Here is a 23,858-nt window from a genome sequence, read left to right on the forward strand (position 1 = left end):
ATCTGCCGCCCGCCTGGACTGGGTGGCTGGCAATGAAAACCTATACTTTTGATTTTGACGAAATCGACAGTCAGGAAGACTTTTATCGGGAATTTATCCGGGCGTTTGAACTTGAACGGGAAAGCGTGACCAATCTGGATACGCTGTGGGACGTGGTCACCGGCAGCATGCTGCCGCTACCGCTGGAGATTGAGTTTATCCATCTGCCCGATAAGCTGCGCAGACGTTTCGGCGCGCTGATATTACTCTTCGATGAAGCGGAGGAAGAGCTTGAAGGACAGCTTCGTTTTAACGCGCGGCATTAAATGAAAAAAGCCCCTGACCACGAGGCCAGGGGCAAGTCGTATGATGAGATACGACGAGGGTTTATTTATACAGTTCAGCCGTGGCGTGCCAGTGGTCACCCTGATTCAGTTCGGTGACGCGATAGCTGCTGGCGCCTGCTTTTTCAGCTTTGGCGGCAAGTTCCTGACGAATGTCCATCGGGGAGCCGGTGACTGACGTCACGGAGACGCTGCCCATTGGCTGCAGATTTTGTGCCTGATCGGCATTCACTTGCTGTACGGCTGCGCTTGCGCCGAAAGAGAGAGCGGATGCCAGACCCAGGGTTGCGATGATCAATTTGGTTTTCATAGTCTTTACTCCTGAACAGGTTTTTGCTCAACGGCGAGAAGGGGTGAACTGCTATTTTTATGCCTGGTGCCGTTGAGTGGAGAGTTATGTCTTCAGTGATTACTTAAACTTATTTGTACAGCTCGGCGGTGGCGTGCCAGTGGTCACCGGAACGCGCTTCGATAATGCGATAGGATGACGCACCTTTTTCTTCCGCTTTTTTGTTCAGCATCTCATGCATGTCCATTGGAGACGTGCCAACAGCGCCGACAGAAACCGTACCGATTGCCTCACGGGATTGCGCCTGGTCAGCATTAATAGCGTCAGCTGCGAAAGCACCGAAGGACAGGACAGACAGGACGCTCAGCGCCGCTACAGTAGTTTTGATTTTCATGATTCTTACCTCGTCGAATTTTTTAGTGGGGTCTTGTTTCGTGACCCTCATCACAAAATCAAGTATACACTAATAACGTAAAAAATTAATACCAGACTAATGGTTTCCCTTGTTATTACGTGTTAAACACGCTTTTTTTTATAACCTAATTGCATAATGCTGGGTGTTTTATGAGCAATTTGTGTTGGTATTTATAAGAAAATCATAGGGATAATGCTTTTTGATTTTTTGTGCGATTTGCGGGATTGCTATTCACTGGATGAATGTTAATGAGTGGTAAAAAGCACTAATCGTCAAAGCAAGGGCAGTGAAATAAAGGGGGAAATGATGCGAGAGCAGAATGATCCCCGCAGCGGCGCTACGGGGGAGGGCGCATTACAGTTCCTGTTCGAACAGAACCAGAATCGCTTCGTGGAGATCCTTCACGGAGAAACCGCTAGCCGGGGTGGTAAAGATGGTGTCATCACCGGCAATGGTGCCAAGGATACCCTCTGTTTTACCTAACGAGTCCAGCATGCGGGCAATCAGCTGCGCGGCACCCGGGCTTGTGTGGATGACCACAACGGCGTCGTTATAGTCGATATCCAGAACCAAATTCTTGAGCGGGCTGGAGGTGGTCGGCACGCCAAGTTCAGCCGGCAGGCAATAGACCATCTCCATCTTGGCGTTGCGGGTACGCACCGCGCCAAACTTGGTTAACATGCGGGAGACTTTCGACTGGTTGATGTTATCGAAGCCTTGTTCCTGCAGCGCCTGAACAATTTCTCCCTGAGAACTGAATTTCTCTTCTTTAAGTAGCGCCTTAAACGCTTTTACCAATTCTTCTTGCTTAGACGAGCTTCGCATAAGTCACCCGGAATATGACGAAAGAAACAACATTATTATGCATGTGGATGAATTTTTATGCAAATTATCTGCTCAACGGCAGGCTGAAATAATGTTATGAAAGGGAGTGATTTTATCAGATTTCGTTATCAGAAAACATGCCTGGGTCACGCCGCGCAAATAAGCTTAAAAGTAAATTAAATGTTATCAAAATGATGTTGTTTTGGTGGCGTGGCAGGGTGTATTGTAACCACCTCTTAATTCGTTGCCATCTGTCGTCAGATAGCTTTCTGGTGAGAGATAAAGTCGTGTGACCTCAAATTCTTTAGCTTCGAAAATTGTAATTAAAGACATGCTGATTTAAGGTCGCGGCAACGGATTTACAGATACTTAAGTTAACCATAATAAGGAGTTTAGGATGAAAGTCGCAGTCCTCGGCGCTGCTGGTGGTATCGGCCAGGCGCTTGCCCTACTACTGAAAACCCAACTGCCTTCAGGCTCAGAACTCTCCCTGTACGATATTGCTCCGGTAACCCCAGGCGTGGCGGTTGACCTGAGCCACATCCCGACCGCTGTAAAAATCAAAGGCTTCTCCGGTGAAGATGCGCGTCCTGCGCTGCAGGGTGCTGACGTGGTCCTGATTTCTGCAGGCGTGGCGCGTAAGCCAGGCATGGATCGTTCAGACCTGTTCAACGTCAACGCGGGCATCGTGAAAAACCTGGTGCAGCAGATCGCTGAAGTGTGCCCGAAAGCATGCATCGGTATTATCACTAACCCGGTGAACACCACCGTTGCTATCGCAGCCGAAGTGCTGAAGAAAGCGGGTGTGTACGACAAAAACAAACTGTTCGGCGTGACCACGCTGGATATTATCCGTTCCAACACCTTCGTTGCTGAGCTGAAAGGCAAACAGCCAACAGAAGTGGAAGTGCCGGTTATCGGCGGCCACTCTGGCGTGACTATTCTGCCTCTGCTGTCGCAGATCCCGGGCGTGAGCTTCACCGAGCAGGAAGTGGCTGATCTGACCAAACGAATCCAGAACGCGGGCACCGAAGTGGTGGAAGCGAAGGCGGGTGGCGGTTCTGCAACCCTGTCTATGGGCCAGGCGGCTGCACGTTTCGGTCTGTCACTGGTTCGCGCCCTGCAGGGCGAGAAAGGCGTTGTTGAATGTGCTTACGTTGAAGGCGACGGCGAACATGCCCGCTTCTTCTCTCAGCCGCTGCTGCTGGGCAAAAACGGTATTGAAGAGCGTAAGCCTATCGGTACGCTGAGCGCGTTTGAGCAAAACGCGATGGAAGGCATGCTGGACACGCTGAAGAAAGATATCACTCTGGGTGAAGAGTTCGTTAACAAGTAAAACGAAGTGTCTCCCGTAGGCCGGGTAAGCGTTAGCGCCACCCGGCAAAAAAACCGAAGCCAGTAAGCGCTTCGGTTTTTTTATGGGGCTAATTTGTTGCCGGGTATTCCTGAATCGTCACGTGCAGCGTCATTTTCTTATCGTTGCGCATGATTTCCACAGGGATGATCGAGCCAGGGCGAATTTCGGCCACCTGGTCCATCGTCTCCAGGGCAGAGACTGCCGGCGTGCCGTTGACCGACACGATGACATCATTAACCTGAATCCCCGCGTTAGCCGCCGGGCCACCCGGTGCCACCTCGTTGACGACGATGCCCTGAATCTGATCGATACCGCCGCCCTGAGTATGCATTGGCGCAATTTCGCGCCCGCCGATACCGATATAGCCGCGGATCACGCGTCCGTCGCGGATCAGCTTATCCATAATCTTGGTCGCCAGCTGGAACGGAATAGCAAAGCCGATCCCTTCCGGCGTCTCGCCGTCGTTGCTTTTATCGAACGAGAGGGTGTTGATGCCCATCAGTTCGCCCAGCGAGTTGACCAGCGCGCCGCCGGAGTTGCCGTGGTTGATTGACGCATCCGTCTGCAGGAAGTTCTGCCGTCCTGACGGGTTGAGGCCGATTCGACCGGTCGCGCTGATAATTCCTTGCGTGATGGTCTGGCCCAGGTTGTACGGGTTACCGATCGCCAGCACCACATCGCCGATGTGCGGCGTACGTTTACGGTTGATCGGAATGACCGGCAATCCGCCCGTGGCGTTAATCTTCAGCACGGCCAGATCGGTCAGGCTGTCTGAACCCACAAGCAACGCCTCAAACACGCGGCCATCCTGCAGGGCGACGATGATCTGGTCGGCATCGTTGATCACGTGTTTGTTCGTAATAATGTAGCCGCGCTCGTCCATAATCACCCCGGAGCCAAGGGTGCGGATCTCAAGCTGGTTATGTGCTGAGCTGTTGAGGCCGCGGTTATAAACGTTAACCACGGCAGGGGCGGCACGGCGAACGGCCTGGTTATAGGTCGCCGGCGTTTCATCCGTGCTGTCGAACTGGGGGGCAGACAGCTTATTAAACTGACGCAAAGACGGCATCGCCAGCAGCAGCAGGCCAGCGACAATCAAACCGATGACAATGGAACGTAAGAGCTTTAAAAGCATGATGCGCGTGTCGTGAAAAAAGGAACGATTTGCAGCATAACATGAGTTATCCGGACATCACACGCAGCGGTGATGTCCGGGATCGCAAATGCTTAGCGCAACAGAATGTAGATAGACTCATTGCCACGCATGACCTGCAGGGCAATGACCGCCGGTTTGCTCTCCAGCACCTTGCGCAGTTCGGCAATGGACTGCACGCGATTGCGGTTCACGCCAATGATGACATCTTCCTGATGCAATCCGGCCTGCGCGGCAGGGCTGCTCTTCTCGACGGTATCCAGGCGAATGCCTTTCGTACCGTCTTTCAACTGCCCATCGCTTAGCGTTGCTCCCTGCAGCGCCGGGGCGATAAGCTCCGCGCTGGCAGAGGACGAGGTGCTTTTATCCAGCGTCACTTCGACGTTCAGCGGCTTACCGTCACGGATCAGGCCCAGCTTCACTTTGGCCCCCGGTTCGGTAGTGGCAATACGCGAACGCAGTTCAGCAAAGCTGCTCAGCGGCTTGTCGTTAAGGCTGACGATCACGTCGCCCGATTTAATGCCTGCTTTTGCCGAGCCGGAGTTTGGCAGCACTTCACTGACAAACGCACCGCGCTGCACGTTGATATTGAACGCTTTCGCGATATCAGCGCTCATCTCCATGCCTTTAATACCCAGCAGTCCACGTTTGACTTCGCCGAACTGGATTAGCTGCTGCGCCAGCGTTTTAGCCATATTGCTCGGGATCGCAAAGCCAATCCCAATGCTGCCGCCGCCCGGAGCCAGAATTGCCGTGTTAATGCCAATCAGCTCGCCGTTAAGGTTGAGTAATGCCCCGCCGGAGTTGCCCCGGTTGATTGAGGCATCGGTCTGGATGAAGTTTTCCAGACCTTCCAGATTCAGGCCACTGCGTCCCAGCGCCGAGACTATGCCGGAGGTGGCGGTTTGACCTAAACCAAAGGGGTTGCCCACAGCGACGGCAAAATCACCGACGCGCAGCTTGTCGGAATCCGCAATGGCAATCTGGGTCAGGTTGCTCGGGTTCTGCACCTGCAATAGCGCGATGTCGCTCTGATCATCGCCGCCAATCAGTTTGGCATCAAATTCACGACCATCGTTCAGCTGGACGCTGATTTTATCGGCCTGGCTGATGACATGATTGTTGGTCAGGATATAGCCTTTAGCCGCATCAATGATGACGCCAGAGCCCAGGCCTTCAAAAGGCTGGGCCTGCTGGTTGGGGGACTCATCGCCAAAATATTTTTTCAGTTCTTCCGGTACGCGCTGGCTTTGAACCGCCGTGCCTTCTACCTGAACGCTCACGACCGCGGGCAACACTTTTTCCAGCATTGGCGCGAGGCTGGGAGTGGCTGCCTGTCCCGGCACCTGCGAAGGCAGCGCCGCACCGGCAGGGAAGGACGCCGAGAGAGATAACCCGACACTTAACGCTATAGCGCTCAACAGCTGGTTTTTTTTCTTCATTGATGCTGACTCTCGTATCCTGGAATGAAAGAAGAACGGCCCAAAATCATGATGATGTTATTGAATTTTATACCGCTGAACAATGAGGTGTTTGACTAAATAATAGCTGGGGACGGGAAGAAAGGACGGGCGCAAGAGATGCGCCCGTAAAATATATTTATGTTGTGCGATTAATCGCGTTTTGCGCCACCGCGCAGCAGGCCGGACGCGCCGTCAGAGTAGTCGCGTGGCATCTGAACCGGAGCCTGATCGTTACCCGCTTCTGAGTCGGCCAGACGGTTGCGGAACGGGTTAGTCTCCGCGGTCATTTCCGGCAGCAGGCTGCTGGAGCTTTTCGCCATATGCTGATACAGCTGACGGTAGTCGGTCGCCATGTTGTCCAGCAGCTCAGCGCTACGGGCAAAGTGGCTGACCAGCTCTTCGCGATACTCTTCCAGCTCTGCTTTATTCTTTTCCAGTTCGTACTGCAGTGACTGCTGCTGACGCAATTTGCGGTTGCCGAAACGCATGGCCACAGCACCGATCACGATGCCGACGACTAAACCGATTAGCGCATATTCCCAGGTCATGAACTTCTCCCGTTGTCTTGTTGTTCCGTAGGGTGTTGGCTCGGCTCCTGCCTGTGCCTGATAATGCCACTATAACCGCTATTTCCGCAGAAGTGGAATCCTGACGTATCATCGCGTAGTGTAGAACGGCCTTTTTTTCATCAGTCACGCCTGCTGATGAGCATTAATTGAAGGAATAACAATAAGATTATGCAAATCCTGTCCCCTGCATCGCGATATCAACTGGCCCTGAATGAGGGTACTCATCAGCCTGATGACGTTCAACGTGAGGCGGTAAACCGTCTGGAGATGATTTATCAGGCGCTCACGGCAAAACCTGCTGAAGTAGAACAGAGTGGTGGGCTCAAAGCGGCGTTTGGCCGACTGCTCGGCAAAAAAGCGCCGCAGGCTCAGGCTCCGGTGCGCGGTTTATATATGTGGGGCGGCGTCGGTCGCGGAAAAACCTGGCTGATGGATCTGTTTTATCTCAGCCTGCCGGGGGAGCGTAAACAGCGCCTCCACTTCCATCGCTTTATGCTGCGGGTGCATGAAGAGCTGACAGCGCTGCAGGGCAAAAGCGATCCGCTGGAGATTGTGGCTGACAGGTTCAAGGCGGAAACGGACGTGCTCTGCTTCGATGAGTTTTTTGTTTCTGACATTACCGACGCCATGCTGTTAGGCGGGCTGATGAAAGCGCTGTTTGCCCGCGGGATCACGCTCGTTGCCACGTCGAATATCCCGCCGGATGAACTCTATCGCAACGGCCTGCAGCGGGCGCGTTTCCTGCCGGCTATTGATGCTATCAAACAGCATTGCGACATCATGAATGTCGATGCCGGTGTCGATTATCGTCTGCGCACGTTAACGCAGGCGCACCTGTGGCTTTCGCCGTTAAACGCCGATACCGCTCGCGAGATGGATAAACTCTGGCTGGCGCTGGCGGGCGCAAAACGCGAAAACGCACCGACGCTGGAGATTAACCATCGCCCGTTACCCACCCTTGGCGTAGAAAACCAGACGCTGGCGGTCTCTTTTGCGACGCTCTGCGTGGATGCCCGCAGCCAGCATGACTATATTGCGCTTTCGCGCCTGTTCCACACCGTGATGATGCTGGATGTGCCGGTGATGACGCGGCTGATGGAGAGCGAAGCGCGGCGTTTCATTGCGCTGGTGGACGAGTTTTACGAGCGCCACGTCAAGCTTGCCGTCAGCGCCGAGGTGCCTTTATATGAGATCTACCAGGGCGAGCGGCTGAAGTTTGAGTTCCAGCGCTGCCTCTCGCGCCTGCAAGAGATGCAGAGCGAAGAGTATCTCAAGCGTGAGCATATGCCCTAATAAATGCGCCTCTCTCCCGCGGGGAGAGGAGCTGGGAGTGAGGGCACCAGACCGCACAAACGCGCCCCCCGAAAAACCCATTCCAAATCACATTTAAGGGTCGATCTTTGACCTCAACTTCTCTATAATCTTGCGACCCCACGTTACGAGAAGGTTTTTTTCCCGAAACTTTCTATGTGTCGGCATGTGCTATTCGAAGGGGTAGGTTTGCCGGACTTTGTCGTGTGAACCTCAACTGACTAAACGTTTGGGTGTTCACCAACGTGTAACTTATTATTTGGGTAAGCTTTTAATGAAAACTTTTACAGCTAAACCAGAAACCGTACAGCGCGACTGGTATGTTGTTGACGCGACCGGTAAAACTCTGGGCCGTCTGGCTACTGAACTGGCTCGTCGCCTGCGCGGTAAGCATAAAGCGGAATACACTCCGCACGTTGATACCGGTGATTACATCATCGTTCTGAACGCTGACAAAGTTGCTGTTACCGGCAACAAGCGTACTGACAAAGTGTACTACCACCACACCGGCCACATCGGTGGTATCAAAGAAGCGACCTTTGAAGAGATGATTGCCCGCCGTCCTGAGCGTGTGATTGAAATCGCGGTTAAAGGCATGCTGCCAAAAGGCCCGCTGGGTCGTGCTATGTTCCGTAAACTGAAAGTTTACGCAGGCAACGAGCACAACCACGCGGCACAGCAACCGCAAGTTCTTGACATCTAATCGGGATTATAGGCAATGGCTGAAAATCAATACTACGGCACTGGTCGCCGCAAAAGTTCCGCAGCTCGCGTTTTCATCAAACCGGGCAGTGGTAAAATCGTAATCAACCAGCGTTCTCTGGAACAGTACTTCGGTCGCGAAACTGCCCGCATGGTAGTTCGCCAGCCGCTGGAACTGGTTGATATGGTAGAAAAACTGGATCTGTACATCACCGTTAAAGGTGGTGGTATCTCCGGTCAGGCAGGTGCGATCCGTCACGGTATCACCCGCGCTCTGATGGAGTACGACGAATCCCTGCGTTCTGAACTGCGTAAAGCTGGCTTCGTTACTCGTGACGCGCGTCAGGTTGAACGTAAGAAAGTGGGTCTGCGTAAAGCACGTCGTCGTCCACAGTTCTCCAAACGTTAATCCATTCTGCTTACGCAGAACGATTGGCGAAAAACCCGCTTCGGCGGGTTTTTTTATGGATAATGCGCAGGTTATCCACAGTAACATTTCATATATCTTCTCTTTTTCCACATTTCCGGCATCCCCTCACCACAAAGCCATCAAAATCTGGTAAACTATCATCCAATTTTCTGCCCAAATATCGGTGAATACTCGATTTTTGTTCGATTCTTGAACAATGTGTCTTCTCTGGGATGGGCGATACTTCATCTGGCTGGCCCCGTTGGGCTGGTAGCAGTAAAAATTCTGAATATACCTGGAGGTTTTCATGGCTGTCGCTGCCAACAAACGTTCGGTAATGACGCTGTTTTCTGGTCCTACTGACATTTATAGCCATCAGGTTCGTATCGTGCTGGCCGAGAAGGGTGTCAGTTTTGAGATCGAGCATGTGGAAAAGGATAACCCGCCTCAGGATCTGATCGATCTCAACCCGAGCCAAAGCGTACCGACGCTGGTGGATCGCGAGCTGACCCTGTGGGAATCCCGTATCATTATGGAATATCTGGATGAGCGTTTCCCGCATCCGCCGCTGATGCCTGTTTACCCTGTTGCACGTGGTGAAAGCCGCCTGTACATGCAGCGTATCGAAAAAGACTGGTACTCGCTGATGAACGTCATTACCAGCGGCTCCGCTTCTGAAGCCGACGCTGCGCGTAAGCAACTGCGTGAAGAGCTGCTGGCAATTGCCCCTGTGTTTGGTCAGAAACCGTTCTTCCTGAGCGACGAGTTCAGCCTGGTGGATTGCTATCTGGCCCCGCTGCTGTGGCGTCTGCCAATTCTGGGCGTTGAGTTCAGCGGCCCTGGCGCAAAAGAGCTGAAAGGCTATATGACTCGCGTATTTGAGCGCGACTCTTTCTTGGCATCTTTAACTGAACCGGAACGTGAAATGCGTCTCGGCCGAGGCTAATGACTGTGGAAATGTCACAACTTACCCCACGCCGTCCGTATCTGCTGCGCGCCTTCTATGAATGGCTGCTGGATAACCAGCTCACGCCGCACCTGGTTGTGGATGTGACGTTGCCGGGCGTGCAGGTTCCAATGGAATACGCACGCGACGGACAGATTGTACTGAATATTGCGCCACGTGCAGTGGGTAACCTGGAGCTGGCAAACGACGAAGTGCGCTTTAATGCGCGTTTCGGCGGCGTGCCGCGTCAGGTTTCCGTTCCGCTGGCTGCGGTTCTGGCTATCTACGCCCGTGAAAACGGTGCAGGCACCATGTTCGAGCCGGAAGCGGCGTATGATGAAGAGGTTGCCAGCCTGAATGATGACGAGTCGCCATCAGGTCCTGAAAGTGAGACGGTGATGTCCATTATCGACGGTGACAAACCGGATCATGCCGATGACAACGATCCGAATGACGATCCACCACCACCGCGTGGTGGTCGCCCCGCATTACGCGTTGTTAAATAATCAAACAGGCCCATTGGGCCTGTTTTGCTTTCTGCTTATAGCGGTTAGCTGTTACGTTCCCGCCACTCTTTTATCATTTCAGCGGTGACTTCATTCTGGTAACAAATTGGGGAATAGCCACCAGCCTTACTCCATGCACTGCGACGCCCGCATGAACTGCCATTTCGGGCCTGATTAAAAGGGCAAGCACATACGCCGGGATAATCAGCGATAGACTCCGCAATAATTTCGTTTTTAACCTGAGTATCGGAGAGCGCGTTGGCTTTGGCGACAGCATTACCGACGCTGAAAAACAAAATGGCAAAGAGTAGCCCGGTGACGATTTTATCGAATTTCATATCTTCATTTCCGTATGTAGTAGCAATATATCAGCGGCAAAGAGGTGCCGGCCCAGGATCAGACAAGTTATTTAGATGACACTAGTTGTCGTTTCATATTTGAGAATGCAATGATATTAGCTGTGAATGTTAATTCAGATATCTATGCTGTTAGTGAATGTTATTATCGAAATGTCCGGACATAAATGTCACATTTTCGATTGTGTTTGCCCCTAAGAATCACTCCGGTTAAAGACATAATAAAAAGCCCCGAAGGGCTTTTAAATAGCGCATATTTAGGCTTTAATCCCTTGGTGTATTACAAGGAACATCTAATTGCCCTAGGGGTATACACGGAACAAAGGCGGTTGATCTAAGTCCTTAAGATGGCGCTCGCGGGCGACATGAACCGCATAACCCTTTTCCAAAGCCCAATCAGCAGCCTTTTCCTGCGTTTTCTCTGTATGTATCTCTTTGCCGTCAACAATCACCACATGATGGATAACGTCTTCATCCTCACTCGTTGATTTAGGGCGATATTCTACATAGGCATGTTTTTTGACCATTATTTCAAATCCCTTTTGTTTACGGCGCAAATATTACGCCGCTCTTCTATTACTGCGTTATATGAACTTCTGCTTCAACACTTAACCATTTATTTGTTGTGGATATACGATTGCGTTCACGATTTAAAGAGAGTTACGGACCGTTGATAAAGGTTCGTCATGTCATGGTTCGTAATAAATCTCAGGCAGAAGGAATTAGCCTGGAATTGAAGGGGGAAAGAAGGGGGGGCGAACATGCGGTGATGATAAACCGCATGTTCAACCGGTATTACACTTCCAGGAAGTTCATGATCCCGTCAGCCGCTTTACGTCCTTCGGCAATCGCGGTAACCACCAGGTCTGAACCGCGAACGATATCGCCACCGGCGAAGATTTTCGGGTTGCTGGTCTGGAAGGCGTTGTCGCTGCCTTCCGGCGCAATCACGCGGCCCTGTGAGTCCAGCTCTACGCTGTGCTTCGCCAGCCACTCCATGCTGTGAGGGCGGAAACCAAACGCCATCACCACGGCGTCGGCCGGGATCACGTGCTCAGAGCCAGCCACGATCTCCGCGCGACGACGGCCTTTTGCATCCGGCGCACCCATCTCCGTGCGCGCCATCTTCACGCCGCTTACCTTACCGTTGGCGTTCACTTCAATGCCCAGAGGCTGGATGTTGAACTGGAACTCCACGCCCTCTTCACGCGCGTTTTTCACTTCGCGCTTAGAGCCGGGCATGTTCTCTTCGTCACGACGGTAAGCACAGATGACGTGCGCCGCGTTCTGACGAATGGACGTACGCACGCAGTCCATCGCGGTATCACCGCCGCCCAGCACGACAACGCGTTTACCTTCCATGCTGACAAACGGCTCGTCGGCAGTTTCGCCGTAGCCCATCAGCTGTTTGGTGTTAGCAATCAGGAACGGCAGCGCGTCGTAAACGCCCGGCGCGTCTTCGTTTTCCAGACCACCGCGCATGGACTGATAGGTACCCACGCCCAGGAACACGGCGTCGTAATCCTTCAGCAGATCGTCGAGCTGCACGTCCCGGCCCACTTCGGTGTTGAGTTTGAACTCAATGCCCATGCCGGTGAAGATTTCACGGCGGCGGGTCATCACCTCTTTTTCCAGCTTGAAGGCCGGGATACCGAAGGTCAGCAGACCGCCGATTTCCGGGTGACGGTCAAAAACCACCGCCTTCACGCCGTTGCGTGTCAGCACGTCGGCACAGGCGAGGCCTGCTGGACCCGCGCCGACGATCGCCACGCGCTTGTCGGTTTGCTTCACGCCGGTCATATCCGGACGCCAGCCCATCTCGAACGCTTTATCGTTGATATAGCGTTCGATGTTGCCGATGGTCACCGCGCCAAACTCGTCGTTCAGCGTACAGGAGCCTTCGCACAGGCGATCCTGAGGACACACGCGGCCGCACACTTCCGGCAGGGTGTTGGTCTGGTGAGAGAGCTCGGCGGCTTCAAAAATACGCCCTTCGTTGGCCAGCTTCAGCCAGTTCGGAATGTAGTTATGGACCGGACATTTCCATTCGCAGTAAGGGTTACCGCAGGACAGGCAGCGGTCTGCCTGTGCTTTGGCCTGGCCTTCTGAAAACGGCTCATAGATTTCAACAAATTCAATTTTACGGATCTTCAGCGGTTTCTTTGGCGGATCAACACGCTGCAGGTCGATAAACTGGTATACGTTCTGGCTCATCTGAATTCCTTACTGCGCCTGCACGCGCAGCTCTGCTGCGCTACGACTACGGTGACCCAACAGGGCTTTAACATCGCTGGACTTCGGCTTAACCAGCGCGAATTTCGCAGAGAACGCTGGCCAGTTCGCCAGGATCTCTTCGCCGCGCGAAGAACCGGTATGCTGCACGTGTTCGGTAATCAAACCGCGCAGGTGTTCTTCGTGAATGGCCAGCGAATCAACGTCCAGCACTTCCACCAGTTCCGGGTTCACGCGTTTGCGGAACTCACCGTCTTCATCCAGCACGTAGGCAAAACCGCCCGTCATGCCGGCGCCAAAGTTCACGCCGGTTTTACCCAGGACGCACACAATTCCGCCCGTCATGTATTCGCAGCCGTTATCGCCGATGCCTTCCACCACGGTGATGGCACCGGAGTTACGCACCGCAAAACGTTCGCCCGCACGGCCCGCGGCAAACAGACGACCGCCGGTCGCACCGTACAGACAGGTGTTGCCGATGATGCTGGCTTCATGGCTGCGGAAGGCTGAACCGACCGGAGGACGCACCGCCAGCAGACCGCCCGCCATGCCTTTGCCGACGTAGTCGTTGGCATCGCCGGTCAGGTATAACTCAACGCCGCCGGCGTTCCACACGCCGAAGCTCTGGCCCGCGGTACCGCTGAAGTGCGCGGTAATCGGATCCGACGCCAGCCCCTGATCGCCGTGCGTTTGCGCGATATAACCGGAGAGGGACGCGCCGACAGAACGGTCGGTATTGCGAATATCAAACCAGAACGTTTTGCTCTGCTTCTCGTCCACGTACGGCTTCGCCTGTTGCAGCAGCTGCGCGTTCAGCACGCCGTTGTCGAACGGCGGGTTGTTCTCGGTGCAGTAAACCGCTTTGCCAGGATGCGGCTCAGCCGTTTCCAGCAGCTTAGACAGCTCCAGCTTCTGCTGCTTGGCGGTGAAGCCTTCCAGCTCTTTCAGCAGGTCGGTACGGCCAATCAGATCCACCAGACGCTTCACGCCCAGCTGCGCCATCAGCTCGCGGGTTTCACGGGCGATGAAGTCAAAGTAGTTAGTCACCATGAACGGCAGGCCATGATAGTGATTCTTACGCAGCTTCTCGTCCTGGGTCGCAACGCCGGTTGCGCAGTTGTTCAGGTGGCAAATACGCAGGTATTTACAGCCGAGCGCAACCATCGGGCCGGTACCGAAGCCGAAGCTTTCCGCACCCAGAATCGCCGCTTTGATGATGTCGAGGCCGGTTTTCAGACCGCCGTCCACCTGCAGACGGATCTTGTGACGCAGACCGTTAGCCACCAGCGCCTGCTGGGTTTCCACCAGGCCAAGCTCCCACGGGCAGCCCGCGTATTTCACGGAGGAGAGCGGGCTTGCGCCGGTACCGCCGTCGTAGCCGGCAATGGTGATCAGATCCGCATAGGCTTTCGCCACGCCGGTGGCGATGGTGCCGACGCCCGGCTCGGAAACCAGCTTCACGGAGATCATCGCTTTCGGGTTGACCTGCTTCAGGTCGAAAATGAGCTGCGCCAGATCCTCGATAGAGTAGATATCGTGGTGCGGCGGCGGGGAAATCAGCGTCACGCCCGGCACCGAGTAGCGCAGTTTGGCGATGTACGGGGTGACTTTATCACCCGGCAGCTGACCGCCTTCGCCCGGTTTTGCACCCTGAGCGACCTTAATCTGGATCACGTCGGCGTTAACCAGGTAGGCAGGGGTTACGCCAAAGCGGCCGGACGCCACCTGCTTGATGCGCGACACTTTGTTGGTGCCGTAACGGGCCGGATCTTCACCGCCCTCGCCGGAGTTGGAGTTGCCGCCGATGCTGTTCATGGCTTCCGCCAGCGCTTCGTGCGCTTCCGGGCTCAGCGCGCCGATGGACATCGCCGCGGTATCGAAGCGTTTGAACAGTTCGGATGCAGGCTCAACTTCGTCAACGCTGACCGCTTCATCGCCCGGATTGAGGGCAATAAGGTCTCGCAGCGTCGCTGCCGGACGGTTGTTCACCAGCTCGGCATACTGCTGATAATCGCTGTATTCGCCGCTCTGTACCGCCTGTTGCAGCGTGCGCACCACGTCCGGGTTGTAGGCGTGATATTCGCCGCCGTGAACGTATTTCAGCAGGCCGCCCTGTTCCAGCGGCTTACGTGCCAGCCAGGCGCGCTTCGACAGGTTCACCAGATCCTGCTGGAAGTCAGCAAAACCGGCCCCGCCGATGCGGCTGACCACGCCCTGGAAGCAGAGGTTGGCGACGTCGTCGTGCAGGCCGACCGCTTCAAACAGCTTCGAGCAGCGGTAAGAGGCAATGGTCGAGATGCCCATTTTGGACATGATCTTGTACAGGCCTTTGTTGATGCCGTTACGGTAGTTCAGCATCACCGTGCGGTAATCTTTGTCGATGGCGCGGGTGTCTACCAGGCGGGCCAGCGTTTCGTAGGCCAGGTATGGATAGATCGCCGTCGCACCAAAGCCTAACAGCACGGCAAAGTGGTGCGGATCGCGGGCGCTGGCGGTTTCCACAATGATGTTGGCATCGCAGCGCAGGCTCTTGTCGACCAGACGCGTCTGGATAGCCCCCACCGCCATTGGCGCAGGCACCGGCAGACGGTTTTTCGCAATGTTACGGTCAGACAGCACCAGCAGAACGGTGCCGTTACGCACCATCTGCTCGGCTTTGTCACACAGCGCATTCACCGTCTCTTCGAGGCTCGTTTCGGTCACGTCGAAGGTGATATCGAGCGTGTCGGCGCGGTAGTGCTCCTCGGTCATGGTGGTGAGCTGTTTGAAATCGGAGTACAGCAGGATCGGCGATTTAAAGGTCAGACGGTGCGCCTGGCCTTCGGCTTCGCAGAAGACGTTCATCTCACGGCCGATGCTGGTGGCCAGCGACATCACGTGGGCTTCACGCAGCGGATCGATTGGCGGGTTGGTCACCTGCGCAAACTGCTGACGGAAGTAGTCGTAAATAATGCGCGGCTGGCTGGAGAGCACGGCGAACGGGGTATCGTCACCCATCGAGCCGACCGCTTCCTGGCCGTTTTCGCCGAGCACGCGAATAACCGAGTCCAGCTCTTCCGCGCTGTAGTTAAACTGCTTCTGGAAGCTCGCGAGGGTATCGTCGTCCATCTCGCGGCTGCCCACTTCGTCGTCAGACAGATCTTCGAACGGCACCAGGCGACGGACGTTTTTCGCCATCCACTCTTTATACGGATGGCGGCTTTTCAGATCGTTATCGGTTTCCGCAGAGTGCAGAATACGGCCGCCGCGGGTATCGATCACCATCAGCTCGCCCGGACCGACGCGGCCTTTCTCGACCACTTCGTCAGGCTGGTAATCCCAGATCCCCACTTCAGAGGCGCAGGTGATGAGCTTGTCTTTGGTGATGACGTAGCGCGCCGGACGCAGACCGTTACGGTCCAGGTTACAGGCAGCGAAGCGACCGTCGGACATCACGATACCTGCCGGACCGTCCCACGGCTCCATGTGCATGGAGTTAAAGTCGAAGAATGCGCGCAGCTCCGGATCCATATCCGGGTTGTTCTGCCAGGCCGGCGGCACGAGCAGACGCATGGCGCGCACGATATCCATCCCGCCCGCCAGCAGCAGCTCCAGCATGTTGTCCATGGAGCTGGAGTCAGAGCCGGTTTCGTTCACGAACGGCGCGGCATCGTGCAGGTCAGGGATCAGCGGGGTCTGGAACTTATAGGTACGAGCACGCGCCCACTGGCGGTTGCCGGTGATGGTGTTGATCTCGCCGTTGTGCGCCAGGTAGCGGAACGGCTGAGCCAGCGGCCAGCGCGGTACGGTGTTGGTGGAGAAGCGCTGGTGGAACAGGCAAATGGCCGATTCCAGACGCAGGTCCGCCAGGTCCAGGTAGAAGCGCGGCAGGTCAGCCGGCATACACAGACCTTTATAGATGTTCACCAGGTTAGAGAGGCTACAGACGTAGAACTCTTTATCGTCCTGAAGACGTTTTTCAATGCGGCGACGGGCGATAAACAGACGGCGTTCCATATCGCGCGGACGCCAGCCCGCAGGCGCGTTAACGAAAATCTGCTCAATACGAGGCAGCGAGGAGAGGGCGATTTCACCGAGTACCCCTTCGTTGGTTGGCACATCGCGCCAGCCGACAATCGACAGGGTTTCGCGCTGAAGTTCTTCTTCAACGATGCGGCGTGAGGCGGCAGCCTTTTCAGGATCCTGATTCAGGAACAGCATGCCGACAGCGTAGTTTTTGGCTAAACGCCAGCCGCGCTCTTCCGCCACGATGCGGAAGAAACGATCCGGTTTTTGCAGCAGCAGGCCGCAACCGTCGCCGGTTTTACCATCGGCCAGGATGGCGCCACGGTGCTGCATACGGGCCAGTGCGTGAATAGCGGTACGCACTACCTTGTGGCTAGGTTCGCCTTCTATGTGGGCGATCAGGCCGAAACCACAGTTATCCTTCTCAAGGGATTTATCGTACAACATATCAGTGAACCTCCCCAGGCTCGTCGGGCTTCCCACTGAACTTTACCGTGGCGCACAGGCGCAGAAAGAGCATGGCGACGGGGTTAGCGTTTCATACGCGGACCTCGCATTCGCCCTCTTTTTCATCCTTTCGCGCAGGTAAACAAGTTTGAGGACTTGCTTCAGAGGGAATCTCAATTACTGCATAAATATGATGAGCAGGCCGCTCATCCAGAAAGCTTCCAGCGGATTTCCAACTTATCGGGAATTGGTACACAGGTCAAATGGCAATCTTATTTATACAAAAATGTGCTAAAGCGTAATTATCATTTTGTTTTTATTGGTTATTTGGCTAATTTTACAACCACTGAAAGCGCCAGGAAGGTGCAGGGGAGTGTGATCTGACTCACTATATGAAAGCGGTATTATTGATGCAGCGTGCTGAAATGCGGTTTTATGACAGAATAATAATCTGGCGCAGTCTTCGAACCCGCATAAAATCACTGTTTTTCAGTCCTGGCGCTATAAATGAAAAAAACCATCAGAACATAAGGAAAAGTAATTACGTGGCGGGTGAATGAAATCTCGGTAATCGTGATTATTTATTCAAATGGATAAAGGCCGTCCAAGGCGATTGATCCAGGTCATCGCCGACAGAGGCTAAAAATGGCAGGCTTGTCCCCTTTCTTCGGGACGGTCTATCAGATTATGCAGTTACAGAAATTAGTCAATATGTTTGGTGGGGATCTTTTGCAGCGGTACGGTCAAAAGGTGCATAAGCTGACGCTGCACGGCGGGTTTAGCTGCCCGAATCGCGACGGCACCATCGGGCGCGGAGGCTGCACCTTCTGTAACGTTGCGTCGTTTGCCGATGAAGCACAGCAACATAACTCTATCGCTGAACAGCTTGCTCATCAGGCCAGCCTGGTGAACCGTGCGAAGCAGTATCTGGCCTATTTTCAGGCTTACACCAGCACGTGGGCGGAGGTGCAGGTATTGCGATCGATGTATCAGCAGGCCGTCAGCCAGGCCAACATCGTTGGGCTGTGCGTGGGAACCCGCCCGGACTGCGTACCGGACGCGGTGCTGGACCTGCTCAGCGAGTACAAAGAACAAGGCTACGAGATCTGGCTGGAGCTGGGCTTGCAAACGGCACATGATAAAACGCTGCACCGTATCAACCGTGGCCATGATTTCGCCTGCTACCAGCGCACCACGCGGCTGGCACGCGAGCGCGGGCTGAAGGTCTGTTCACATCTGATTGTCGGTCTGCCCGGCGAAGGTCAACAGCATGCCCTTGAAACGCTGGAAAAAGTCGTTGAAACCGGCGTGGACGGCATCAAGCTTCATCCGCTGCATATCGTGAAGGGCAGCATTATGGCGAAAGCCTGGGAGGCCGGGCGGTTAAGCGGTATCGAGCTTGAGGACTATACGGTGACGGCGGGGGAGATGATTCGCCACACGCCGCCGGAGATTGTCTACCACCGCATCTCCGCCAGCGCCCGCCGTCCAACGCTTCTGGCACCGCTCTGGTGCGAGAACCGGTGGACGGGGATGGTGGAAATCGACCGCTATCTTCAGGAAAACGGCGTACAGGGTTCGGCGCTGGGCCGCCCGTGGGTTCCCCGTCTACCGACGGCGGCCGCCTAGCAGACTCCCCAGCATGCCGCGCACAATCTGATTGGTGACCTGCCGCGCGGCGCTTTTCGCCATAGTCTGTACCACGCCGTCGCGCTTGCCGCCGCGCGGTCCGGTTGTGCCAAACAAAATGTCTTTTAGCCCACCGAGAATGCCGTCATCCACTGCGACTGACTGGCCCTTAGCGGGTGGAGCATCCTGCGATTCGGTGTTTGCCTGTACCCCTTTTTGCAGCATCTCGAACGCAGACTCCCGATCCACCTCGTCTTCATACTTGCCGTACACCGGGGAGTGATTAATCAGGCTGTTACGTTCATCGTCGGTAACCGGCCCCATGCGCGAGCAGGGCGCGATCACCATTGCGCGTTCCACCACGGACGGGCTGCCCTTGGCATCCTGGAACGAGATCAGTGCTTCACCGGTGCCCAGCGCCTGAATCGCGGCTTCGGTATCAAAGGCCGGATTGGCACGCATGGTTTGCGCGGCGGCTTTCACCGCTTTCTGATCCTTCGGCGTAAAGGCGCGCAGGGCGTGCTGCACGCGGTTTCCCAGCTGGCCCAGCACATTGTCAGGAATATCCGAAGGGTTTTGCGACACAAACCAGACGCCGACCCCTTTGGAGCGGATCAGGCGGATAACCTGTTCAATTTTATCCAGCAGTACCTGCGGCGCGTCGTTAAATAGCAGGTGTGCTTCGTCAAAGAAGAAGACCAGTTTGGGTTTTTCCAGATCGCCCGCTTCCGGTAACTGCTCGTACAGTTCGGAGAGCATCCACAGCAGGCTGGCGGCGTAAAGCTTTGGCATCTGGTAGAGCTTCTCTGAACTCAGAATGTTGATGATGCCTTTGCCGCTGCTGTCGGTGCGCATCCAGTCTTTAATGTCCAGCATCGGCTCGCCGAAGAAGTGTTCGGCGCCCTGCTGCTCCAGCGTAAGTAGCCCACGCTGAATGGCACCGACAGAGGCGCTGCTGATATTGCCGTACTGGTTCTGGAAAGATTTGGCGTTATCGCCGATGTACTGGGTAATGGCGCGCAGATCTTTGAAATCGAGCAGCAGCAGCCCCTGATCGTCGGCGATACGGAAGATGATGTTCAGCACGCCGGACTGCACGTCGTTGAGGTTGAGCAGGCGGGCCAGCAGCAGCGGGCCGAGATCGGAAACGGTGGCGCGTACCGGGTGGCCTTTCTCACCGAAGATGTCCCAGACCACCACCGGGTTGCCGTGCGGCGTCCAGTCCGTAATGCCAATATTCTTCAGTCGTTCGAGCAGTTTTTCAGAAGAGGTACCCTCCTGAGCCACACCGGTTAAATCGCCTTTTACGTCAGCCATAAAGACCGGCACGCCAATCTCTGAAAGTGACTCCGCTAGCTTCTGGAGAGTGACTGTTTTCCCTGTGCCGGTGGCGCCGGTAATCAGACCGTGGCGGTTCGCCATCGCGGGCAGTAGATACAGCTCTTTTTCCAGCGTCCGGGCAATTAACAATGGTGTACTCATGATGCGCTTCCTCTCTTAGTCCTGGGTGGAGTATAGGCAACCTGACGGCAAAATGGTTGAGTAAATTGCTGACTTTGCGGCGCATTGTCCAGCGCGGACTATGCTTTTGCATACGGTTCATAAAATAGTGGAAAACAATGTCCAGATTCTTCTTTAACGATCGCAAACAGCTGGTCAACGACGCCATTGAAGGCATACTGCTTTCTGCGCCACATGCGAATCTCGTCAAACTTGATATCGATCCAGCTATCAGGGTTGTCGCCCGCGGCGACTGGGATAAAAGCCGCGTGGCGGTGATCTCCGGCGGTGGCTCCGGGCACGAACCGGCGCACGCCGGATTTGTCGGTAAAGGCATGCTGACGGCGGCAGTGTGTGGCGATCTGTTCGCCTCCCCGAGCGTGGATGCGGTGCTGAACGCTATTGTGGCGGTGACGGGCGATCGCGGCTGCCTGCTCATCGTCAAAAACTATACCGGTGACCGGCTTAACTTTGGCCTGGCGGCAGAAAAGGCCAAACGCTACGGCCTGAAGGTCGAGATGGTGATTGTGGCAGACGATATCGCGCTGCCCGACAACAAGCAGCCGCGCGGCATTGCCGGCACGGCGCTGGTGCACAAGATTGCGGGCTATGCAGCGGAGCACGGAAAATCGCTGAGCGAGGTGCGGGATATTGCGCAGCAGGCCTGCGATAACCTCTGGAGCCTGGGCGTTGCGATGCAAACCTGCAACCTGCCGGGCAGCGACGATGAAGAGGGGCGCATCAAGCAGGGCCATGTCGAGCTGGGGCTGGGGATCCACGGGGAGCCGGGTGCCTCGGTGGTTGATACGCAAAACAGCAAAGCGATTATCGACACGCTGGTGTCGCCGCTCAAAGCGCAGGCGGGCGAGGGGCGTTTCGCGGTGCTGATCAACAACCTCGGCGGCGTGTCCGCGCTGGAGATGGCTCTGCTCACCAAAGAGCTGGCACATTCAGCGCTGAAAGAGAATATTGCGTACCTGATTGGCCCTGCGCCGCTGGTGAGCGCGCTGGATATGAAGGGCTTTTCTCTGACGCTGCTAAAGCTCAACGATTACTTTGAAAAGGCGATTCACGCCGAGGTCGAGACGCTGGGCTGGCAGAAGCCTGTGGCGTTTGCCCCTCTGCGTACCGTTCCGCAAAGCGCTATTCACGATAGCGTGGAATATGCCGCGTCCGACAATCCGCAGGTGAAGGAGTCTGTTTCACAGGTGACGAAGACGCTCATACAGCTTGAAAACCGCCTGAATGCGCTGGATGCCAAAGTGGGCGATGGCGATACCGGCTCTACGTTTGCGCAAGGTGCACGGGATATTGCGCAGCGCCTGGAAGAAAACACTCTCCCGCTGAATGACGTGCCTAAGCTGCTGTTGCTGGTGGGGGAACGACTGGCCACGGTGATGGGCGGATCGAGCGGTGTACTCATGTCGATCTTCTTCACGGCGGCGGGGCAAAAGCTTCACGATGGACAGCCGCTACCTGAAGCATTGCTGAGCGGACTGGCGCAGATGAAGCAGTATGGCGGGGCAGATCTCGGCGATCGTACGCTGATCGATGCGCTGCAACCGGCGCTGGAAGCCTTGAAGAAAAAAGATCTTCAGGCGGCCGCGCAGGCTGCGCAGCAGGGGGCGGAGGCAACGGCGAAAATGGCGAAAGCCGGAGCAGGGCGCTCATCGTATGTGAATAAAGAGAATCTGGATGGGGTAATGGACCCGGGGGCGGTCGCGGTGGCGGAAGTGTTTAATACATTGGCGCAGTAGCAAAAGTAGGCCGGGTCAGGCGAAGCCGCCACCCGGCAAACTCACATCAGAAATCCGCTTTCAACACCACGCGATAACGGGCTTTGCCGTCGCGCACGTGCTGGATGGCTTCGTTAATTTTCGACATTGGATACAGCTCGGTGGTCGGCGTCACTTTGGTGCGGCCGGCAAACTTCATCAGCTTGCGCAGCTCGTATGGCGTACCGGTCGCGGAGCCTGACACGCTGCGATCCCCGCCGATCAGGGTAAAGGCCGGAACCGGCAGCGGCTTCATCACCGCACCCACGGTGTGGAAGTTACCGCCGTAGGCCAGCGCTTCAAAGTACGGCTGCCAGTTGAGATCGACGTTCACGGTGTTGATGATCAGGTCAAACTGCCCAGCCAGCGCGTTCAGCGCGTCCGGATCGCGGCTGTTCACGACTTTGTCCGCGCCCATTGCCAGCACTTCTTTCTCCTTCGCCGGGTTCGAGCTAAACGCCGTCACTTCACAGCCCATCGCGTGCAGCAGCTTGATGGCGATATGGCCCAGACCGCCGATACCGATCACGCCCACGCGGCTGGTGGCGGTGACGTGGTGCATCAGCAGCGGTTTAAAGACGGTGATCCCGCCGCACAGCAGTGGACCAGCAGATTCAATATCAATGCTGTCCGGCAGCGGGATGACCCATTGCCAGTCGGCGCGCAGCTTATCGGCGAAACCGCCCTTGTTCAGGATGGTGGGCACTGCGCCTTCTAGGCAGTTGATCTGGTTGCCGCTGATACAGGCGTCGCAGTGGCCGCAGCTGCGTGCTGTCCAGCCAATGCCCACGCGCTGGCCAACCTTCAGCCCTTTGTCCTGCGCGGCGCTGCCGAGCGCGACGACGCGGCCAATCACTTCGTGCCCGGCAACCAGCGGATAGCTGGAGAAGCCCCATTCGTTGTCGATCATCGAGAGATCTGAGTGGCAGACCCCGCAGTAATCAACCTGTACTTCGACGTCTTCTGCTTTTAGTTCGCCCGCATCGTACTCGTACAGCTCAAGTTCTGCACCCGCCTGCGGTGCGGCGTAGCTTTTTATCTTCGACATCGTATTTCCCCCGTTGTGGTGTGAACTGAGAGTGTAGAGCATTCAGTTTACAGCCGCTTAACAGAAGGGGGCAGGAACGAAACTTACAGACTTTTCAGCATTCTGACTTCGCAGTCAACGTGGCCCGTGCAGCCCAGCGGCGCATCGATATGCTCAAAGCCCAGATGTTCATACAGGCCGATGGCCTCTTTGAGGAAGGCGGTGGTTTCGAGGTAACAGCGTTTAAAACCCTGATTGCGCGCGTGCTCCAGGGCGACCAGCGCCAGCTTCTTCGCCAGGCCCTGTCCACGAACCGACGGCAGGAAATACATTTTCTGCAGCTCACAGATATCCGGCTCGCTGCAGCTCAGCGGTGCAACACCGCCGCCGCCCACAACCTGGCCGTTCTGCTCAATGACCCAGTAGGCGTGGCCCGGCTGGCTGTACAGCTTAAACAGTTCGTCAAGATTCGGGTCGGCAACGGTGTAACCTTTATCCGCCGTCAGCCCAAACTCTGCAGAAACGGTGCGGATAACGGCGGCGATAGCCGGATTGTCCTGCTCAGTGATCCGACGCATCGTCGTCGCGACGGGGGTAATCACGCTCATAGCATTACTCA

Annotated in this window: 22 protein-coding genes; 9 read left to right on the plus strand and 13 right to left on the minus strand. The window is 55.5% G+C overall.

Annotated features, from left to right (window positions below):
• The first annotated feature begins 32 nt into the window (after nucleotides 1–32).
• Complete coding sequence (locus IM313_RS02890) at nucleotides 33–305, plus strand: barstar family protein (protein ID WP_192971976.1); 273 nt, start codon at nucleotides 33–35, stop codon at nucleotides 303–305.
• A gap of 61 nt (nucleotides 306–366) precedes the next feature.
• On the opposite strand, the gene yhcN (IM313_RS02895) is transcribed toward IM313_RS02890, so the two are convergent.
• The 3 genes from yhcN (IM313_RS02895) to argR all read right to left on the minus strand — a co-directional run bounded on the left by yhcN (IM313_RS02895) (nucleotide 367) and on the right by argR (nucleotide 1,852).
• Nucleotides 367–633, minus strand: coding sequence for a peroxide/acid stress response protein YhcN (gene yhcN, locus IM313_RS02895; RefSeq protein ID WP_028014595.1), 267 nt, complete (start codon nucleotides 631–633; stop codon nucleotides 367–369).
• Between the two features lie 109 nt (nucleotides 634–742).
• Nucleotides 743–1,006 carry a peroxide/acid stress response protein YhcN gene (yhcN, locus tag IM313_RS02900; protein ID WP_014885423.1) on the minus strand — a complete coding sequence of 88 codons (264 nt, stop codon included), beginning with the start codon at nucleotides 1,004–1,006 and terminating at the stop codon, nucleotides 743–745.
• Nucleotides 1,007–1,381: 375 nt separating this feature from the next.
• The gene (gene argR, locus IM313_RS02905) at nucleotides 1,382–1,852 is read right to left on the minus strand and encodes a transcriptional regulator ArgR (protein ID WP_008502836.1); all 471 of its coding nucleotides are present in this window, start codon (nucleotides 1,850–1,852) and stop codon (nucleotides 1,382–1,384) included.
• Nucleotides 1,853–2,249: 397 nt separating this feature from the next.
• Between argR and mdh the strand changes: the two genes are divergently transcribed.
• Complete coding sequence (gene mdh / locus IM313_RS02910; protein WP_028014594.1) at nucleotides 2,250–3,188, plus strand: malate dehydrogenase; 939 nt, start codon at nucleotides 2,250–2,252, stop codon at nucleotides 3,186–3,188.
• A gap of 88 nt (nucleotides 3,189–3,276) precedes the next feature.
• On the opposite strand, the gene degS is transcribed toward mdh, so the two are convergent.
• The 3 genes from degS to zapG all read right to left on the minus strand — a co-directional run bounded on the left by degS (nucleotide 3,277) and on the right by zapG (nucleotide 6,373).
• Complete coding sequence (gene degS / locus IM313_RS02915) at nucleotides 3,277–4,344, minus strand: outer membrane-stress sensor serine endopeptidase DegS (protein WP_028014593.1); 1,068 nt, start codon at nucleotides 4,342–4,344, stop codon at nucleotides 3,277–3,279.
• Between the two features lie 92 nt (nucleotides 4,345–4,436).
• The gene (degQ, locus tag IM313_RS02920) at nucleotides 4,437–5,804 is read right to left on the minus strand and encodes a serine endoprotease DegQ (protein ID WP_041907839.1); all 1,368 of its coding nucleotides are present in this window, start codon (nucleotides 5,802–5,804) and stop codon (nucleotides 4,437–4,439) included.
• Nucleotides 5,805–5,974: 170 nt separating this feature from the next.
• Nucleotides 5,975–6,373: a Z-ring associated protein ZapG gene (gene zapG / locus IM313_RS02925; RefSeq protein ID WP_010436126.1), complete on the minus strand. Its 399-nt coding sequence runs from the start codon at nucleotides 6,371–6,373 to the stop codon at nucleotides 5,975–5,977.
• A gap of 189 nt (nucleotides 6,374–6,562) precedes the next feature.
• On the opposite strand from zapG, the gene zapE reads away from it, so the two are divergent.
• From zapE to sspB, 5 genes are all read left to right on the plus strand, one after another.
• The gene (gene zapE, locus IM313_RS02930) at nucleotides 6,563–7,687 is read left to right on the plus strand and encodes a cell division protein ZapE (RefSeq protein WP_192971977.1); all 1,125 of its coding nucleotides are present in this window, start codon (nucleotides 6,563–6,565) and stop codon (nucleotides 7,685–7,687) included.
• Nucleotides 7,688–7,979: 292 nt separating this feature from the next.
• A complete protein-coding gene (gene rplM / locus IM313_RS02935) occupies nucleotides 7,980–8,408 on the plus strand; it encodes a 50S ribosomal protein L13 (protein ID WP_006178824.1) in 429 nt (142 codons plus the stop codon).
• 15 nt (nucleotides 8,409–8,423) lie between these two features.
• Nucleotides 8,424–8,816, plus strand: coding sequence for a 30S ribosomal protein S9 (rpsI, locus tag IM313_RS02940; RefSeq protein WP_003860436.1), 393 nt, complete (start codon nucleotides 8,424–8,426; stop codon nucleotides 8,814–8,816).
• 307 nt (nucleotides 8,817–9,123) lie between these two features.
• Nucleotides 9,124–9,762: a stringent starvation protein SspA gene (gene sspA / locus IM313_RS02945; RefSeq protein ID WP_028014589.1), complete on the plus strand. Its 639-nt coding sequence runs from the start codon at nucleotides 9,124–9,126 to the stop codon at nucleotides 9,760–9,762.
• Nucleotides 9,763–9,767: 5 nt separating this feature from the next.
• Nucleotides 9,768–10,268, plus strand: coding sequence for a ClpXP protease specificity-enhancing factor (gene sspB / locus IM313_RS02950; RefSeq protein ID WP_192971978.1), 501 nt, complete (start codon nucleotides 9,768–9,770; stop codon nucleotides 10,266–10,268).
• A 44-nt stretch (nucleotides 10,269–10,312) separates the two neighbouring features.
• Here sspB and IM313_RS02955 read toward each other — a convergent pair whose 3' ends face one another.
• The 4 genes from IM313_RS02955 to gltB all read right to left on the minus strand — a co-directional run bounded on the left by IM313_RS02955 (nucleotide 10,313) and on the right by gltB (nucleotide 17,308).
• Nucleotides 10,313–10,606, minus strand: coding sequence for a hypothetical protein (locus tag IM313_RS02955; RefSeq protein ID WP_063438551.1), 294 nt, complete (start codon nucleotides 10,604–10,606; stop codon nucleotides 10,313–10,315).
• A 320-nt stretch (nucleotides 10,607–10,926) separates the two neighbouring features.
• Nucleotides 10,927–11,181, minus strand: a complete 255-nt coding sequence (locus IM313_RS02960; protein WP_226837577.1) for a hypothetical protein — start codon at nucleotides 11,179–11,181, stop codon at nucleotides 10,927–10,929.
• 238 nt (nucleotides 11,182–11,419) lie between these two features.
• Nucleotides 11,420–12,838, minus strand: a complete 1,419-nt coding sequence (gene gltD / locus IM313_RS02965; RefSeq protein WP_041907852.1) for a glutamate synthase subunit GltD — start codon at nucleotides 12,836–12,838, stop codon at nucleotides 11,420–11,422.
• Between the two features lie 9 nt (nucleotides 12,839–12,847).
• Nucleotides 12,848–17,308 carry a glutamate synthase large subunit gene (gene gltB / locus IM313_RS02970; protein WP_192971979.1) on the minus strand — a complete coding sequence of 1,487 codons (4,461 nt, stop codon included), beginning with the start codon at nucleotides 17,306–17,308 and terminating at the stop codon, nucleotides 12,848–12,850.
• A 687-nt stretch (nucleotides 17,309–17,995) separates the two neighbouring features.
• Between gltB and IM313_RS02975 the strand changes: the two genes are divergently transcribed.
• Entirely contained in the window at nucleotides 17,996–18,937 is a 942-nt protein-coding gene (locus tag IM313_RS02975) for a TIGR01212 family radical SAM protein (RefSeq protein WP_127334642.1), read from the plus strand.
• On the opposite strand, the gene IM313_RS02980 is transcribed toward IM313_RS02975, so the two are convergent.
• Nucleotides 18,917–20,419, minus strand: a complete 1,503-nt coding sequence (locus IM313_RS02980; protein ID WP_192971980.1) for a helicase HerA-like C-terminal domain-containing protein — start codon at nucleotides 20,417–20,419, stop codon at nucleotides 18,917–18,919. The two genes, IM313_RS02975 and IM313_RS02980, sit on opposite strands and share 21 nt — an antisense overlap.
• Nucleotides 20,420–20,556: 137 nt before the next feature.
• Here IM313_RS02980 and IM313_RS02985 point away from each other — a divergent pair, with 137 nt between their 5' ends.
• Nucleotides 20,557–22,194 carry a dihydroxyacetone kinase subunit DhaK gene (locus IM313_RS02985; RefSeq protein WP_192971981.1) on the plus strand — a complete coding sequence of 546 codons (1,638 nt, stop codon included), beginning with the start codon at nucleotides 20,557–20,559 and terminating at the stop codon, nucleotides 22,192–22,194.
• Nucleotides 22,195–22,240: 46 nt separating this feature from the next.
• Here the strand turns inward: IM313_RS02985 and IM313_RS02990 are convergent, their stop codons facing one another.
• Together IM313_RS02990 and IM313_RS02995 are read right to left on the minus strand one after the other, a co-directional pair.
• Nucleotides 22,241–23,260, minus strand: coding sequence for an NAD(P)-dependent alcohol dehydrogenase (locus IM313_RS02990; protein ID WP_028014580.1), 1,020 nt, complete (start codon nucleotides 23,258–23,260; stop codon nucleotides 22,241–22,243).
• Nucleotides 23,261–23,343: 83 nt separating this feature from the next.
• Nucleotides 23,344–23,847 (minus strand): GNAT family N-acetyltransferase, encoded by a 504-nt coding sequence (locus tag IM313_RS02995; RefSeq protein ID WP_192971982.1) that lies wholly within the window; start codon nucleotides 23,845–23,847, stop codon nucleotides 23,344–23,346.
• Nucleotides 23,848–23,858: the final 11 nt, after the last annotated feature.

The sequence above is a fragment of the Enterobacter cloacae complex sp. P2B genome, assembly GCF_014895985.1.
Classification (GTDB): domain Bacteria; phylum Pseudomonadota; class Gammaproteobacteria; order Enterobacterales; family Enterobacteriaceae; genus Enterobacter; species Enterobacter bugandensis.

Coding starts and splice junctions, on each gene's coding strand:
- IM313_RS02890 (WP_192971976.1), top strand. CDS start 33: ATGAAAACCTATACTTTTGATTTTGACGAAATCGACAGTCAGGAAGAC.
- gltB (WP_192971979.1), bottom strand. CDS start 17,308: ATGTTGTACGATAAATCCCTTGAGAAGGATAACTGTGGTTTCGGCCTG.
- IM313_RS02995 (WP_192971982.1), bottom strand. CDS start 23,847: ATGAGCGTGATTACCCCCGTCGCGACGACGATGCGTCGGATCACTGAG.
- degQ (WP_041907839.1), bottom strand. CDS start 5,804: ATGAAGAAAAAAAACCAGCTGTTGAGCGCTATAGCGTTAAGTGTCGGG.
- gltD (WP_041907852.1), bottom strand. CDS start 12,838: ATGAGCCAGAACGTATACCAGTTTATCGACCTGCAGCGTGTTGATCCG.
- mdh (WP_028014594.1), top strand. CDS start 2,250: ATGAAAGTCGCAGTCCTCGGCGCTGCTGGTGGTATCGGCCAGGCGCTT.
- IM313_RS02975 (WP_127334642.1), top strand. CDS start 17,996: ATGCAGTTACAGAAATTAGTCAATATGTTTGGTGGGGATCTTTTGCAG.
- argR (WP_008502836.1), bottom strand. CDS start 1,852: ATGCGAAGCTCGTCTAAGCAAGAAGAATTGGTAAAAGCGTTTAAGGCG.
- zapE (WP_192971977.1), top strand. CDS start 6,563: ATGCAAATCCTGTCCCCTGCATCGCGATATCAACTGGCCCTGAATGAG.
- rpsI (WP_003860436.1), top strand. CDS start 8,424: ATGGCTGAAAATCAATACTACGGCACTGGTCGCCGCAAAAGTTCCGCA.
- degS (WP_028014593.1), bottom strand. CDS start 4,344: ATGCTTTTAAAGCTCTTACGTTCCATTGTCATCGGTTTGATTGTCGCT.
- IM313_RS02980 (WP_192971980.1), bottom strand. CDS start 20,419: ATGAGTACACCATTGTTAATTGCCCGGACGCTGGAAAAAGAGCTGTAT.
- rplM (WP_006178824.1), top strand. CDS start 7,980: ATGAAAACTTTTACAGCTAAACCAGAAACCGTACAGCGCGACTGGTAT.
- IM313_RS02985 (WP_192971981.1), top strand. CDS start 20,557: ATGTCCAGATTCTTCTTTAACGATCGCAAACAGCTGGTCAACGACGCC.
- zapG (WP_010436126.1), bottom strand. CDS start 6,373: ATGACCTGGGAATATGCGCTAATCGGTTTAGTCGTCGGCATCGTGATC.
- yhcN (WP_028014595.1), bottom strand. CDS start 633: ATGAAAACCAAATTGATCATCGCAACCCTGGGTCTGGCATCCGCTCTC.
- IM313_RS02990 (WP_028014580.1), bottom strand. CDS start 23,260: ATGTCGAAGATAAAAAGCTACGCCGCACCGCAGGCGGGTGCAGAACTT.
- IM313_RS02955 (WP_063438551.1), bottom strand. CDS start 10,606: ATGAAATTCGATAAAATCGTCACCGGGCTACTCTTTGCCATTTTGTTT.
- yhcN (WP_014885423.1), bottom strand. CDS start 1,006: ATGAAAATCAAAACTACTGTAGCGGCGCTGAGCGTCCTGTCTGTCCTG.
- sspA (WP_028014589.1), top strand. CDS start 9,124: ATGGCTGTCGCTGCCAACAAACGTTCGGTAATGACGCTGTTTTCTGGT.